The organism is Methylobacterium sp. 092160098-2 (assembly GCF_028920805.1).
GTDB lineage: Bacteria > Pseudomonadota > Alphaproteobacteria > Rhizobiales > Beijerinckiaceae > Methylobacterium > Methylobacterium fujisawaense.
Genome location: NZ_JAQPZJ010000002.1, coordinates 60,600 through 75,538 on the forward strand (window position 1 = coordinate 60,600; position 14,939 = coordinate 75,538).

General features: G+C 68.7%; 15 protein-coding genes. 6 read left to right on the top strand and 9 right to left on the bottom strand.

The window, feature by feature from the left end; all coding sequences use genetic code 11:
* Positions 1-34: 34 nt before the first annotated feature.
* The 4 genes from PQI07_RS25530 (at position 35) to PQI07_RS25545 (ending at position 4,773) form a co-directional block, all read left to right on the top strand.
* Complete coding sequence (locus PQI07_RS25530; protein ID WP_274927839.1) at positions 35-427, top strand: hypothetical protein; 393 nt, start codon at positions 35-37, stop codon at positions 425-427.
* A 77-nt stretch (positions 428-504) separates the two neighbouring features.
* Positions 505-1,596 (top strand): hypothetical protein, encoded by a 1,092-nt coding sequence (locus PQI07_RS25535; protein WP_274927840.1) that lies wholly within the window; start codon positions 505-507, stop codon positions 1,594-1,596.
* A gap of 354 nt (positions 1,597-1,950) precedes the next feature.
* Positions 1,951-3,720 carry an ethylbenzene dehydrogenase-related protein gene (locus PQI07_RS25540; protein WP_274927841.1) on the top strand — a complete coding sequence of 590 codons (1,770 nt, stop codon included), beginning with the start codon at positions 1,951-1,953 and terminating at the stop codon, positions 3,718-3,720.
* Between the two features lie 15 nt (positions 3,721-3,735).
* Positions 3,736-4,773, top strand: coding sequence for a 2Fe-2S iron-sulfur cluster-binding protein (locus tag PQI07_RS25545; protein WP_274927842.1), 1,038 nt, complete (start codon positions 3,736-3,738; stop codon positions 4,771-4,773).
* Between the two features lie 83 nt (positions 4,774-4,856).
* Here PQI07_RS25545 and PQI07_RS25550 read toward each other — a convergent pair whose 3' ends face one another.
* The 7 genes from PQI07_RS25550 to PQI07_RS25580 all read right to left on the bottom strand — a co-directional run bounded on the left by PQI07_RS25550 (position 4,857) and on the right by PQI07_RS25580 (position 11,222).
* Positions 4,857-5,870 (bottom strand): radical SAM protein, encoded by a 1,014-nt coding sequence (locus PQI07_RS25550; RefSeq protein ID WP_274927843.1) that lies wholly within the window; start codon positions 5,868-5,870, stop codon positions 4,857-4,859.
* Between the two features lie 5 nt (positions 5,871-5,875).
* Positions 5,876-6,316: a hypothetical protein gene (locus PQI07_RS25555; protein ID WP_274927844.1), complete on the bottom strand. Its 441-nt coding sequence runs from the start codon at positions 6,314-6,316 to the stop codon at positions 5,876-5,878.
* A 2-nt stretch (positions 6,317-6,318) separates the two neighbouring features.
* On the bottom strand, positions 6,319-6,798 hold the full coding sequence (locus tag PQI07_RS25560; protein ID WP_274927845.1) for a hypothetical protein: 480 nt from the start codon (positions 6,796-6,798) through the stop codon (positions 6,319-6,321).
* Positions 6,799-6,920: 122 nt separating this feature from the next.
* Positions 6,921-8,015: a hypothetical protein gene (locus tag PQI07_RS25565; RefSeq protein ID WP_274927846.1), complete on the bottom strand. Its 1,095-nt coding sequence runs from the start codon at positions 8,013-8,015 to the stop codon at positions 6,921-6,923.
* Entirely contained in the window at positions 8,012-9,067 is a 1,056-nt protein-coding gene (locus PQI07_RS25570; protein WP_274927847.1) for a hypothetical protein, read from the bottom strand. Before PQI07_RS25570 ends, PQI07_RS25565 begins: the two co-directional genes overlap by 4 nt.
* A complete protein-coding gene (locus PQI07_RS25575) occupies positions 9,064-10,170 on the bottom strand; it encodes a hypothetical protein (protein WP_274927848.1) in 1,107 nt (368 codons plus the stop codon). The genes PQI07_RS25570 and PQI07_RS25575 overlap by 4 nt, the downstream gene beginning before the upstream one ends.
* On the bottom strand, positions 10,167-11,222 hold the full coding sequence (locus tag PQI07_RS25580; RefSeq protein WP_274927849.1) for a hypothetical protein: 1,056 nt from the start codon (positions 11,220-11,222) through the stop codon (positions 10,167-10,169). Before PQI07_RS25580 ends, PQI07_RS25575 begins: the two co-directional genes overlap by 4 nt.
* 302 nt (positions 11,223-11,524) lie before the next feature.
* Between PQI07_RS25580 and PQI07_RS25585 the strand changes: the two genes are divergently transcribed.
* Both PQI07_RS25585 and PQI07_RS25590 read left to right on the top strand, forming a co-directional pair.
* Positions 11,525-12,121, top strand: coding sequence for a hypothetical protein (locus PQI07_RS25585; RefSeq protein WP_274927850.1), 597 nt, complete (start codon positions 11,525-11,527; stop codon positions 12,119-12,121).
* A 55-nt stretch (positions 12,122-12,176) separates the two neighbouring features.
* Positions 12,177-12,734 carry a hypothetical protein gene (locus PQI07_RS25590; protein WP_274927851.1) on the top strand — a complete coding sequence of 186 codons (558 nt, stop codon included), beginning with the start codon at positions 12,177-12,179 and terminating at the stop codon, positions 12,732-12,734.
* 25 nt (positions 12,735-12,759) lie between these two features.
* Here PQI07_RS25590 and PQI07_RS25595 read toward each other — a convergent pair whose 3' ends face one another.
* Both PQI07_RS25595 and PQI07_RS25600 read right to left on the bottom strand, forming a co-directional pair.
* Complete coding sequence (locus tag PQI07_RS25595) at positions 12,760-13,812, bottom strand: hypothetical protein (RefSeq protein WP_274927852.1); 1,053 nt, start codon at positions 13,810-13,812, stop codon at positions 12,760-12,762.
* Complete coding sequence (locus tag PQI07_RS25600) at positions 13,809-14,918, bottom strand: hypothetical protein (RefSeq protein ID WP_274927853.1); 1,110 nt, start codon at positions 14,916-14,918, stop codon at positions 13,809-13,811. Before PQI07_RS25600 ends, PQI07_RS25595 begins: the two co-directional genes overlap by 4 nt.
* Positions 14,919-14,939: the final 21 nt, after the last annotated feature.

Here is a 14,939-nt window from a genome sequence, read left to right on the forward strand (position 1 = left end):
GGGCCCTCCCTTTGGCGCAGAGAGGGTTTGACAGATGCGGTACAAGGACAAGATCTCGAACGCCTACTACAGCCTGCTGGCGGCCGCGACGCTGACCGTGCTGGACATCGGCGCGGCGCAGGCCACGACCGGCAGCAGCCAGTCGGTGGGCGGCGTCGCAAGCAAGGTGAAGGACGACCTCGCGGACGTCGGCAAGCTGCTGATGGTCGGCTGCGGTCTCGGCGGCGCCGGCATGGTGGCGGCGGGTCTCTACAAGCTGAAGCAGGCGGCCGACCAGGGCGGCAACGGCCAGGTGAAGTACACCGACGGCCTCTGGCGCCTGGGCGCCGGCGCGTGCCTCGTCGCGGTCCCCGCCTTCACCGGCACCCTGACCTCGACCTTCGGCTACGGCGCGCCGAGCATCAGCCAGAAGACCACCAACTTCTGATCCGCCTCCTCGGAGACGGAGGCCGCAGGGCCGGGCGGCGCAGGTCGCCCGGCCCTCTTCACGTCTGGAGCCCCTCGATGCGCAACTGGTTCAGGTTTCTGGCGATCTACGCCTTCTTCGTGGCCACGGCCCCGGCCTACGCCACAGGCATGACCAACGGCAACGACCTGGGCACCCGCCTCGCGGGCGTGCTGAAGGACCTGTACGGGCCGCTGTTCCTGACGATCACGGGCGTGAGCTACCTCGTCGGCTTCATCATGCTGGCCAAGGGCCTCGATCTGCTGAAGGATTCCGCCGCCTGGGGATCCACCCGCTCCACGAAGGAGAACGGCGCCGGCCGCGGCATGGCGCACCTCGCATCGGGCGCGACGCTCATCGCCTTCCCGGATGCCGTCGGGATCGGCGTGACGACGATGTTCGGGGACGCCTTCAACATCTTCGGGTCCGCATCCGAGTTCAAGAACGTCGCCGCGCAGCTCGACATGGGCAACACCCCCAACTTCGGGGTCCGCGACGGCAGCCTGCAGTCGCTCCTGTCCATCGGCTCCGTCACTCCGCCCGAGAACTGCTACGCGTCGCCGGCTCCGTCCGTCTGCTTCTCGAAGAACATCGCGCAGAACGTCGTCCCGATCGGCCTGATCGTCACCTACGCCGTCGTCTTCCTCGCCGGCGCGCTCATGGTCGCGAAGGCGATCTTCGAGTTCGCGCACGAGGACGTGGGCGGGCGCGGCGGCGACGGCAAGTCGGCGGTCGCCAAGGCCGCGGTCGGCTTCCTGATGTGCAACTCCCCCTTCCTGCTCGGCGCGATCAGCACGACGATCCTCGGCCAGACGGGCGCGTTGACCACCAGGGGCGGCCTCGACCGGAGCTTCCTGAGCTACAGGTTCAGCGGATCGGTGACCGGATCGAACACGGCCTGGCTCCAGGCCCACCAGGAGATGGTCGGCTACCTCTTCACCATTCTGGCCCTGTTCGGCGCTCTGGCCTTCTTCCGCGGCGTGTTCGTCCTCAAGGCGGTGACCGACCGGCGCGGTTCGAACGCGTCGGCCGGCAACGCCCTGGTGTTCATGAGCGCCGGCGTCTTCCTGGCGAACATGAAGATGACCGCCTGCTTCGTGACGACTACGTTCGGCGGCCAGGGCCTGACCCTCGGGTTCTGCAGCAACTGACGGCGGGAGCTCGAGCTTCGTCATGGTCAGGGCTCGAAGGAACGCCCAACGCGGCTCCTTTCCCGAACCGGCTGCTCGGCTTGGTCATCCCGAAGGCCACAATGCCTTCCGAACGAGGCGCCGCGTGCCGCGCGGCATATCTCGCCGGGTCGAACTCCGGCTCGTCGCGGCGTCCCTCTCCGCAACCCGCGCACCGTTCCGGCCAAGTCGGCCACTTCAGGATGGTCGCTCCTATGCAACACACCCGAAGTAAGGTCTGGACAAACTAGCTTGGCAGTAGCCATCCGCCGGCGTCGTGCTAGCGTTATTACTGACCCTTCTCGCTGAATTGACGATGGCGTTCCGGAGGATCTGATGTCGGATCTATTGACACTCTCGCCCCACCCGCCCGGCAACGGCGAAACCGTGTCCGAACGGAAGGCCGCGACCACGTCGCGTGCCGACCGGCATCCACGCTCCGACCTGGGGACGATCGTCATTCATTGGGTCGTCGCGATCGCCATGATTGCGAGCCTGATCACGGGCCTACGCATCTCGGCCGATGCGCCCGTCGCCCGGACCGCGAAGCTGCTGGCGCCGATACTGCCGCAGGGGGAAATCTGGACGGTCCATTTCGTGGCGGGCCTCGCTCTGTTCTTCGGCATCACCGCCTACCTCATCTACCTCGTGCGCGGGCGGCTCATGGAGCGCAACGGCCTGTCGCGGATGCGCGCCATTCTGATAGGCGGACGGACGAGGGCGGCGCGGAAGGCCCGCTGGGGCGGCATCAACGTCGCGTTGCACTGGCTCATCTACGTCGTGTGTCTGGTTCTCACGGGCACGGGTGTGGCGCTCTACCTCGGCTATGGCGGATGGGTGGTGTGGGTGCACGCCACCTGCGCGCTGGTGGCGCTGGCCTACATCGCCGTGCACACGCTCGCGCACTTCATGTACGGCGGCCTGTGGCAGCTCCTGCGGTTGTTCCGCCCAGCCCCGCTGGCAGACCCGACGGTGCGGCAGCGCCGCCCACTGCTGGTCGCCAGCGTGATCGGCCTGCCGGTCGTCGCCGGTCTCGCTTGGCTCGACATCGGCGGACGCTCGACCCTGGTCGTGGACAAGGTTGCCGCCGGGCCCGACGTCACGAAGCTCCTCGACGATCCCGTCTGGAAGACCGCCAGACCGGTTTCGGTCCGAACGATGCAGGGAGCGAATTTCGGCGGCACAGGCGAGACCACCGTCGAGATCCGCGCCGTGCGCGACGCGGACAACATCTATTTCGCCTTCCGCTGGTGGGATCCCTCTCGCTCGCTCAAGCGCGTTCCGCTGATCAAGCAGGCCGACGGCTGGCACATCCTCGACCGGAACGCCACGACGATGGACGTGACCGAATACTACGAGGACAAACTCGCGGTCATCTTCTCGCGCTCGGACGCGTTCGGTTCCGGCGGCGCGACCCATATGGGGCCGCAACCGCTCGGCGACACGCCCGGGCCGCTCAACCGGCGAGGCTTCCACTACACCACGGACGGCAGCTACATCGACATGTGGCAGTGGAAGTCCGGGCGCGGCGGCATGCTGGGCCTGATGGAGAACATGCACATCGGACCGCCGACCGAACCGACCGAGGCCGACCGCGCAGGCAAGGCCCGCTATCAGGCCGGCTACTGGGGCGATCCCGGCACCAGCGCCTATCGCTACAACTACGCCTTCCAGACGCCGGGCTACCGCGGCCCGATCGAGCCGCAGCGATTGCCGAAGGACTGGCGGGCGACCACGGCCAAGATGGGTACGATCGACCTCGACCCGGACGTCAGCGTCGACGAGGGCTCGGCGTGGTGGATGGTCGAGAAGACCGAGACGGTCGCCTATTCGCCCGAGATCGACGCGGCGATCCCGGTGGGCACCGTGATCCCGGGTGTTCTGCTCACCGACGGCTACACCGGGGGGCGCGCCGGCATCTCGGCCGCCGCGACCTGGGCGGACGACCACTGGACGCTGGTCGCCTCGCGCAAGATAGCGACCGGCAGCAAGTACGACGTCGACTTCCTGCCCGGCAACGTCTTCTACCTGTACGTCTCGGCCTTCGACCACACGCAGACGCGCCACACCCGGCATATGCGGCCGGTCGAAGTTCTGCTGCGCTGACCGGAGCCGCCGACCATGGCCGAACTGGTCTCCCTCGTGATCAACGGCCGGCGTGTTTCCGCCAAGGCCGGTCAAACCCTGCTCGACGCCGGTCTGGCCGGCGGTCGCGTGATCCCGCACGATTGCGCGACCGGGCAGTGCGACACCTGCCGGGTCCGGATTCATTCCGGAAGCGTGGACGACGCCGGCACGCGCATCGGCGACACCGTGCTGGCCTGCCGGGCGAGGCTCACCGCCGAGGCCGCCATTGAGTTCGACGAGGTGCCCGACGTCGTCCGGCGCCTCGGCAACGTGGAAAGCGTGGTCGATCTCACGCCGGAGATCGTCGAAGTGACGGTGGCGCTTCGGAAGCGGCTCGCCTACCTGCCGGGGCAGTATGTTCGGGTCTCCTTCGCCGATCTGCCCCCGCGGGACTACAGCCCCACGCTACGCTCGGACGGGTCGGGCGAGCTGCACGAGCTGATCTTCCAGATCCGCCGTCAGCCGGGAGGTGCCGTCTCCCCTCATCTGGGGAACCGGATCGCGGCCGGAACCAAGGTGAAGGTCGAAGGACCCTTCGGCCATGCCTTTCACCGGCTCGGGCGCGGGCGGCTCGTCATCGTCTCGTCGGGGGTCGGCTGGGCCCCGGCCTGGGCGGTGGCGCGGGCGAGCCGCCTGCGCGAGCCGCAACGCGAACTGCTGGTCGTCGCCGGCGCGCGCCACCCGCACAACCTCTACATGCGCCCGGCGCTGGATTGGCTGCGCGAGCGTGGGGCGATCACGATCCTGACCTGCAGCGGGGGGCCTGTCCCGGCGGACGCGAGAACCGGAAGACCGACACTGCATCTACCGATGCTCACGGCGGAAGATACGGTTGTGACCGCCGGATCCTCCGACATGGTGGCCGCCGTCCAGTTTCTTGCCGCGGCTGGCGGAGCGACCTGCTACTCCGATCCGTTCTACGCCGCCGACCGCAAAGCGGCCGTTGGTACACCGCGGAATCCGAACTTCATCCAGCGCCTTCTCCAGCGCGTCTCACGCAATCGGAGCACGAATCTGGAGCCGATTGCCTAGCCCTGGCGATGGATCACCGGCGGCCCTGGATGGCGGCATCACTTCACCATTGGGCACAACCAGGAGATCGAGGCCCGCTGCTCTCATGCAGCGTCCGGCATCGACCCGCTGAAATCGAACGCCTGCTGCCCGGGGCCGGGCTTGTTCCTGGCCTTCGCGCCCGGGTCGTATTCGCTCCAGGGCACGGCGCGGTAGAGGCCGCGCGCCGCCCAGCGCTGGAACTGCTTCAGGTCGAGCCGCCTGCGGTCGTAGACCATGGGGTAGGGACGGATGCCGCGCTCGACCATGCGGTCGAACCGGTGGTGGATGCGCTCCCAGGTCTCGTCCGGGTCGAAGCCGACGAGCATGTATGCCATCAGGTGCCGGGCAGGGATCCCGGCCCGTTCCAGCCGATCGACGCCTCGAAAGAACAGGGCCTCGTCGCCGATGTTGTCCCAGGCCGTGTAGAGGCGGCGCACCTTGAAGCCGTCGTCGCGGTACTGGACCGTGGCGAGCTCCTCGGCGATCTCGTCGGTGACCACCCGGATGTTGATGCCCTGGTTGAAGCACACGCGGAAGTCGCCCTCCCGCAGTTCCCGGAGGCGCGCCTTCCACGCAGGCTTCGGCTGGCCGAACACGTCGTTGTCGAGAAGATGGATCCACTTCTTGTGGCCGGGGCCTCGCCAAATGTCGGCGATCGATCCCGTCGCGACGGGCGCCCCTTCTTTCCCGGGCACCACGCAGAACGCGCATTTGAAGCGACACCCCCTCTGGGAGAATCCGATGCTGGCCTCGAAATCGGGATACAGCGAGTAGTCGAGATCCCGGTGCCCTCCGACGATGTGCTCGACCTGCCGCTTGCCGTTCTCCTTGCCGCTGCCGGTCCCACCGATGATCGCGCCGGGGAACTCGGCGGCCAGCCGGGCGACGCGATCGGCGCTGTAGTCGAAGATCGCGGAGCCGTAGACGGCGTCGTACGCGGGCTCGTCCATCTGCCGGTACGGGGACCGGGTGAACACGACCTCGTCGCCTCGCGCCTTGTGGAAGGACGACAGCAGCATCAGCGGCAGCGAGGGGAGGGTGCCATCCAGCTGGACGAGGCGGACGATGCCCGGCATGCGGATCAGATCCGGCCGCCGGTCGTCGAAAGCGCGGACGGCGTCTCGATGCGTCGCAGCCGCGCGATCACCCGGTTGTCGCCGAGCCGGTAGAAGTCCTCGCCGAGCCGTCCGACGGCACGTCCGCACTCGGCGGTTCCGTTCGGCACCGCCAGACAGAGCTTGCCTTCCTCGACCCACCATTGCCGCGTCACGTCGGGCATGCGCTTGGCGTCCGAGGAACGGAGGCGGCGAAGCCCGTTCCGGCCGAACGTCTCGACGTAGGCGCTCCCGACACCCGGGAGCGAGACCTCGAAGGTGGATCCGGGGAATTCGCGCAGCACGTCCTCGTCGCTGAGGAAGCGCATGCCCTGCGAGACGAGATCCGGAACCGACGGCAGATCGGCCGGGCCGGCGGCGAGGAGCACGGTGGCCGCGGCGGCGGCCAGGAGCTGGGTCGGGCGCATGGTCAGGCGGCTGCCGAATTGGAGACGACGGTGAGACGCGGCTTGGCGCGCTTCGGAGGCTCCTCGCCGAGGGCGCGGAGGATCTCCTTGCGCGAGCTGCCGAAGTGCAGGACCACGTCCATCAGGGTCTCGATGTCCCCCTGCACCTCCCGGATCGTCGCGACGAACCGGTGATGGTAGAACACGATCCGGAGGCGGACATGGTTGTCCCCGCGCTGCAGCGTCAGGTTCAGTCCTTCGAAGGAATCGCTGGCCTCGAGACGATCGCCGTTCTCGAGCGCGATCACCACCGGATCGCCCTCCTTGCGCGACTTGGAGCGCTTCTTCGTGGCGATCTGGAGCTTGCGCGGCGCGTTGATGCCGACGGAAGCCACCGCCTTCTGAAGGGACGAGATGTGGGTCCAGTGGGTGTCCCGCGGGCCGCCGGTCGCAATCCGGAAGCACGCGTCGAACATCTCGTCCGTGGTTATGGCGACCGACATTCCATTCTCCGAAGGAACGACGGGGCGAAGCTGATACCGAACGCCCGTCATGTCAACGAATCTGTCGGGCCATGGGACCGATCCGCCTACAGTTCTGCCATGTCCGGAAGGAATGAAGAAGTTCATCCGAACGACGCGGGAGAGGCTGGTTCCGGCGCGGCCGTCATTCCTTCGATGTGGATAAGTCGGTCGGCGAGCGTCCGGGTCTTGTCGAGCCAGAAGCCGTAGGCGTCGAGCGACGGCGTGCGGACGAGCTCGTCGCGCAGCGCGAGGACGCCGGCGAGGATGGCCCGGGCCTCCCGAGGGCCTCCGTCCCGGAGCGCGCTCGGCGCGTTCGAGACGAGATGCCATGCCCGGACGCCGTCAGCCGTCAGATCCTGGACGGCCGGATCGAGGTTCCGGATCCAGTACCGGCCCATCTCCTGGGCCACCCAGGCGAGATCGTCTCCCGGCCCCCATCCGGGCTCGACCTCCAGCGATCCCAAGGGCGCCCCCGGCCGTCGGGACCCCTTGACCGATGGGAGCTCTGCGAAGGCGAGGGCGGCTGCCAGACGGTCGTGGGCGAAGGCGGCCATCCCGCCCGGAACGTCGCCGGTCCGCGGCAGAGCGAGACGAGCATGCGGAGCGCAGTCCCGATGAAGCACCATCCAGAACGGCAACGGGGCGCGGACATGGATCTCGCCGTTCCGGACGAGCAGCAGCCGCGAGGCCGCCGCCTGGATCTCCGCGAGCGTCGGATGCAGAGTCTCGAGATCGATCTCGCGCCCCAGATCTCCGATCACCTGCTCGTCGCGGAACTCGGTGTGCCAGCGGTTTCGCAACCGCCCCGAGATCCTGTGGTGCAGCCGCTCGGCGATCGCCTCCTCCTCGGGATGCATCGATGCGAGTTCGGAGATGGTCAGGAACTGCTCGTTGGGCCTCGTCCTCGATCCCTGGAACAGGCGCGATCCGTTCCCGAAGCGCACCGGCTTCGCTGCGGCAGGGAGGTAGCCGCCGCCGTCGAAGCCGACATACGCCACGTCCACGAGCGCATCCCCATGAGGAAGGCTGCACTGCGCTATCGGCTGCAGGTCCCCGCCCTCGTCCACGGGCACGTCGAGCGCCACGAGACTGCGGATGCGAACGTCCTTGCCGCCCCTCACGAGGTCGAAGTAGGCCCTGACGTGCAGGCGGGTCGTCGGCAGGTCGGTCCGTCTCGGCGTGTCCTCGGGTCTCATGGGCGGGCGCCCGGCAGGGCCTCCGGCGCCGGGGAGTAGCCGGCCTCGAAGGAGAGCCGGCGGCTCAGGGGGCGTGTGGTCGCCTCCCAGCGCTCGAACGCTTCGGTACCGGCGAGACCGCCCCCGATCCGTTCGAGCAGTTCGAGCATCTCGCGGGCCGATCCATACCCCGCCAACTCGTCCGAGCCGCTCGCGCATTCGTGCCACAGCCTCACGCCTTCCGCATCCAGATCGCACAGCGATCCGCGGAGGGATCGCCGGAAGCCGTCCCGCAGGCCAACGAACGCGTCGCGCGCATCGGTCTCGGGCGGTAGATCGCTCGAGAGGTCGACCACGCCACCTCGGACGAGTGGCGCCGATCCACTCTGGGCGGCGAACGCCACCGCGGCTTCGCGCCGGCGCACGTCGAACAGGTCCACGCGGTTTCTCCCGGGCGAGACCATGTGCAGCTGGACCAACTTGTGGCCGCCGATCTCAAGGACGCCCCACACCGGCGGCGCGGCCGCGACGCAAAGCCCGACATCCCTGTGCACCAGGAAGCACCGCGACGCCGCTTCGCGGATCGCCTCGACGCGCTCGTCCCATCCGATCACGACCTGCCCCGATCTCACGACATCGCCGAGACGTCTGGGCGCCTCGTGGAGCAGGGGCGTCGGCCGACGTCCCGTGACCGGATGGAGGCTCGCGAGGTCGAGGGCGAAGACATGCGAGAAGCGCTCGGGCATCGCGTAGTCCTCATACGACCTGAGGCTCGCCAGCTGCTCGGCGATGCCCGCGTTCCGGTACATGTCCGGGGTCCGGTTGCACACGTCGAAGAACGGTGCGAACCGTACGTCTCCGACCCTGCGGTAGACCACCTCGCGGTCGCGGCCGCGGTTGACGCCGGTGTAGCGGCCGTCGGGGACCGACGCGCCGTTACGGTCCTCGGCGATGCGCACGTCGACGAGGATCCTCATCCGGCTGCCTTCGCCGGTCGCGGGATCGTAGACGTCGAACGGGATCGGGAGCAGCGCCTGCCGCGACCGGAGCTGGCCGAATTCGGGTGCCTTCACGGTCTGGGACCCTCGGTCTGAAGGACGGGATGCGGCGCGATGCCCTCCACCTCGACGAGCCGCGCTGCGTGCCTCGCCGTGATGCCGACCCATTCCGCGAGCGCTCCGCCCGGTCGGCAGCCCGACTTGACCGCGGTCCGGAGGGACAGGAAGTCCGCCAGCACCCGGCGGGCAGCCGGCTCGCCTTCGGCCTCGACGGACGGCCTCGACGATCTCAGATCGTGCCATAGGCCCACGGCCGCCCGCGGGAGGTTCGCCACGTGCCGGTCGAGATCGGCGACGCGCGTCCCGACAAGGGCCAGGGCGATCTCGATCTTGTCGTTGCGCCGGTCCCAACCGTCGGCGAGGCCCTCGACGGTCCCGACGGGTTCGAGGGCCGGTCTCCCGGTCAGACGGGCCAGGACGGCCTGGAACTTCAGGGCGTCGTCGAGCCTGCCCGCGGAGAAGGCCCATGGGGTCGTGCTCTCGAACCAGTCGTCGACATGCCCGAGCGTCACCGAAACGGCCGAGAGGCCGGGGTCGACCCTCCATACGGGAAGCGGCTGCTGGATCATGAGCCCTCGCGGACCGATGAAGGCGTTCTCGAACGCGAATTGCCTGAGCGCGTCGATGCACTCCTGCGCCCGTTCGTCGAAGCGCCATCGCTCGGGATCGGGAGCGACGACCATGGAGGAGCCCCGGTCCATGGAGACCGCCTCACCGGTGGAGCGATGCGGACCATGCCAGTCGTCGAAGATCCGCCGCGCGGCCTTGGTCGTCGTGCTCCATCCCGAGCCGGCTAGCAGGCCGGCGGCACGCTGCGTCTCCTCCGACAGCGAGCGGGACGGCGGCACGGGCACGCCGTCGATGCGGCGGTAGCGGGTTCGGAAGGCCACGTAGGTGCGCCCGGCAGCCCCGGCGTAGTCCCATTCCTCCTGGACGCCTGCCCAGGACAGGCCGCCGGCCCGGCAGATCTCGGGCAGCAGGCCATGGCCGTCGACCGCGATGCGGGCCTCGATCGCGAACTTCTGGCGCCTGGGATCGCCGGTTCTCCTGTCGAAGCAGTCGACGAACAGGGGAAGGCTGACCGAGGTCGTCGGCAGGTCACGGATGTCGACGTTCATGGGGCTGCGCCTGCGATCTGCCGGGGTGCCTCGGCGGCTTCGAGTTCGGTCCGGACCCGCACGATCTCGGGCCGCCAGCCGCGCTCGTGCCTCTGCGTCTTCGTCCAGAGGGCATCGCCGAGAAGCCGTTCGCAGGCGGTCAGCACGCGGTAGGCCGCGGACATTCCTTCGGCGGCCACGAGCTCCCGCGCGTTGGCCGCCTCGTGCCAGGACTGCACGAGGTCTCCCTCCATGCCGACCACCTGGTCGGCCAGGAACCGGGCCGCGTTGTCACCCAATCGGCAGGCGAGCTTCACGAGATCGGTCTCGAAGAGCGGGATCCGACCGGGCGCGATCTCGTGGAGCTCGCCGATCGTCTCGAAGCCCGCGCCGTAGACGCGCTCGGCGTGGTCCGCAGCCTCCCGATACCGGTCGACGGCGAACGTGTTTCCGATCGAGGCGTGCGCCCTGTCGGTCAGCATCAGGGCCTTCCGGTCCCCGTGGACGTAGACGCTCCAGTGCGGCAGGGCGCCGACCGTGAACCACCCTTCCGGCCGAAGCAGAAGGCTGGAGACGGCCAGGTCGCGGGCGTGGGCGGCGGCCTGAAGTATCGGGGCGACGTCGAGTTCCGCCCCGCCCTCGATCTGCAGGGGCCCGTCCAGCGGCACGTAGGCGACGTGCGGGTAGGTCCGTACGGCCTCCCCGTCGATCGCATGATGGCGGGGCGGAATGTGCCCCTGCTCCAGGTGGGACCTTCGGAAGTACGGAAGGGCGTGGACGGCGGGAAGAAGCTTCGAACGTGCGGCCGCGAGGTGTCCGTTCGGGTCGCGCAGCTGCACCAGGACGCGTCCGCCGGAATCCAGGTAGGTGGTCCGATCCTCCTCGGCCTCGTCGTACGCACCGCGGAGCGTGCAGACGGCGAGCGTCGGGATGGCGGCGGCTGGATCGCGCGGCGCCGACGCCTCGACGGCCATCGGCACGCGCCATCCTCTTCCGCCCGCGCGCGACGTGACGTCGGCGTAGAACTCCACGCAGACCTTCTCGGTCGCAATCGGCAGGCGGGGCGTGGTCATCGATCTGGCGCCTTCGTTTCGTGTCGGACCTGCCGTTCCCGCGCGGCGGAGCTGCCCCGGGGCGGCGGCAGGCTGCGCTCCTCGGCACCGGACGGACCACCCGAACCCAGATGACCATAAAACCCTGCAAGAGGCCCGCACCAGTTCATTCCTTCGCGCCTCGGTGGCCGGCGTCGATGAGCGCGCATGCGCAGGCATGAAAGGAATCGGCCGGGCGTTGATCGCCGACGGTCGCCGGTACCACGTCCCGCTGGACTGCCGATGTGGACGTTCCTGAATGCGCAGGCCGCGGAATAGATAGAATGCTGGCGCAATATCTAACTTCGGTCTCACACCTTGGCCGTATGGTCCCGTCGTTCAATCCGGGAGCGGGCATGAGCAGATACGGGCTGAGCAGACCCAGACCTCTGCCGGCGCAGGTCGCGCCGACGCAATCTCCGTCGATTCCTTCTTCCGTCGGGCCTTCCGCCGATCACGCGGCGCAGGCGCGACTGGACGAGGCCCGCTCGAGAAGATCCTTCGTCCGCTGGTCCTGCGTCGCCGCACTGGCCTTCGTACTCAATTTCCGGGCGGAGCTGTATCAGTTCGCCACGGGTGTGGTTCATTTCGCCGGCTCGTTGGCCGACGCCTGCGCCCAGATGATCCTGCTGGCGGTCTTCGTCGCCGCCTTCCTGCGCTTCGTCCTCTTCTGGTTACTCGTCTACCTGCGCGTGCTGCTGATGACGATCGCCACGTTCGTCTTCATCATCCTCGCCCTCATCGGCGGGAACACCAAGCCGCCGACCCAGACGCAGACCCTGGTCGCGACCGCACCCGCCGTCACCCGCGCCGAGCCTTCCGAAACCGATTGGACCGAGCGTCCCGCGTGGTCCCGCACCGGAAGCGGATCCCCGCGGTGACGAGGTCGCCCGACCGCAACGCCCCTTCGAACCCTAACCAGTGATAGGACCGTCCATGTCGTTCAAGCCGAAGGCCTACCTCCCGATCCTTCTCGCGGCCGCGATCTCTGCAACGACGGCAGCTCCGTCGATGGCTGCGCCTACGGGACCCGCATCGAAGGACATCTCGCGCTACGTCGCAGGCACGAGGATCCCCTGCTACAGCAACGCGGGGGAGGGTACCTGCACCATCGCTTCCATCGCCGACACGTCGAGCATCAAGGTCTTCTACGGCCAAGTCGCCGGCGAACCCGACATGGCGGTTGCCTTCATCGATTATCAATACGATTCGACCGGCAACGGAATGGATCAGATGGCCCTCGTCATGAAGCGCGACGACACCCGATGGGTGCCCATCGGCCGGGCCGACAACACCCAGGGCACCTCGCCGCGCGACGTGCGCTTCCTTCCCGGCAGGATCACCTACGTCGGCACCGTCGTCGGACCGAACGACGCGCGTTCGAACCCCACCGGGCGCAAGGCCTTCGCCCTCCTCGTCGGCAACGGCAAGGTGCAGTTCGTGAAGGGAACGCAGGGCGAGGCCATGTCGAACCGGATCCGCGCGGGACGCTGAACTTCCGGCCGATCGGGGTTCGGCTCTACGGAGCCGGCCCCTCGGGCTCCGGATGGTGAAGCAGCCCGATCTCCATGCCCACGCGACGGCACAGCCGCTGCAGGTCCACCAACCCGGAGTAGTCCGGCGCCGCCGTCCCCAGGTAGGTGACCAGACGAGCCATGCTGCTGCCGACGCGCACCGCCCCCGAAACGCCTTCGCCGGCGACGATCTCGGCGGCATTGGCCACGTCGTGCCAGGAATGGATCAGGTCCGAAGTCAGGCCGATCGGATCCAGGGCTCTGACCCCGGCCACCGTAGGGGCCCTGGCCGCGACGATCAGTTCGAGATCGGAAGGGCCGGACGGGAGCAGGTCCGGTTCATAGGTCTCGACGCCCCCGACGCTGCGGCCGAGGTCCGAATGCCTCAGGATCCTGATCCAGGCGTCCGCCTCCTCCACCCGGGTGATGGAAAAGGCCATCTCGCGGTCGACCGGGGCGTCGACGATCTGGTGCGATACGTCCCAGCCGCCGTATCCGGTCTGCGTGACGCGGATGCTGGGGACCGGGGCGGCGCGGTAGACGCCGTCCGGCCGCTGGATCAGGTTGGTCCAGGCCCGCAGCCGTATGGCCCGGGCCGCCTCCACGACCCCGGAAACGTCGTACCCCTTCGTCGACCGGCGGCCGGCGATCCGCGGAGGATCGTTGCCGGACACCAGGATCTTCAGACCGTCCGGATGCCACTGGAATCCGAGGGAGGGCACCTCGTCCTCGGGCGAGCCGATCTCGTGCTCGAGGATCCTGTTGTCCGCAGGTAGGTCGCCACGCAGCTCGAACCGTTCCGCGTCGGCCACGTCCTCGGCGAAGCGGCGCCTCATGAGCAGGCCGGAGGATCCGCTGAGGTAGTCCGAACGCGGCTGTCCCGAGAGCGCATAGCTTCCGACGACCGGGAGGCGCAGACCCGGATCGGCGGGGATCGGCGCGTCGACGTAGGCGTCGCAGCGGAGGCGGCGGCCCGACGGGTCGATCAGTTCGACGTCCGTCTTCACCACGACGCGGGCGGTCGTTTCGTCCCCGGGGACCGGGACGGAACCGCTCACGGCGTGAAGTCGCCGAGATCCGGGACCGCCGACGGCTGCGGCACGTCCTCGAACGAAAGCCGGAGACGCACGGGCTCGACGACCTTCCGGACGAACTCCTGCCGCTTCTTCTGGTCGGCCGCGTTGAGGTCCGTCTCCCTCATGAGATCGACGAACTCCTCGGCCGCGGCGAAGACCACGCCGGCGGCCGTCTCGTCGAACGGTTCGAGCGCCTTGGCCACGTCGCGGGCCTCGATCCAGGGATCGACGGCGGGACGGGGGAGGGCGCCGAGGAACGGAGCCGTCTCGACCGCCAGAGCCCGGCCGTACGCCGCCGCGACCGCGACCGCGTCGGCGCAGGACGGCGCGACGTCGCCCTCGACCGAGCATCCCGACAGGGCGAGCGCGTCGCCGATCGGCAGGCCCGCCCCGTCGACCTCCTTCGCTCCGAGCTTGACCTCCGACGTGGTGCGCAGGTGCTTCGCCTTCATGGCGAGATAGGCGTACGCCTCGGCCGTCCGGCCGATCGCGAAGGAATCCATCGACGGCCACGTCGGCGACGTCTCCGCGACCATGGAGAGCTTGCGCTTGTCCGTCTCGCGGATCACCCACCGCGGGGCCATGCATTCGCGATGGACGATGCCGTCCACGACGACGAAGGCGGCGGCCGCGCGGGCGACCTCGGCCATCCGCTTCACCCGGTCGTCCTTCAGGACCTCCTTGAAGCCGGCCTCCCGCTCGTGCGGGAGCGCCCTCGTGGAGACGGGCTTCTTGGCGTTGGGCGAGATCAGGACCTCGTCGCTGGTGGCGAACGGGCTGCGCCAGCTGGAGGCATCCTGCCGGAGGGAGAGGAACTGCTGGAATGCCTCCACTCCGACCGGGCGGTCGCCGTCGTCCCTGACGGGCTCGAACAGCCGTCCGTCGAACGCGCGATATTCCCGGACGACGTGACCGCCCTTCTCGACGTGCTTCGTCCGGAGCACCGTCGGCGCCTCGGAGGGGGATGCGGCCGCGATGTCGGCCGGCACGTCGATGCGGAGGGAGATGTCGATGGCCTTGCGGGCGCCGGTCTTGCGAACCTGCGCGCCCATGTGGGTGGTCACCATCATGCGGACGGTGTCGCTCATGCCATCGGCTCCAGGTGTCGG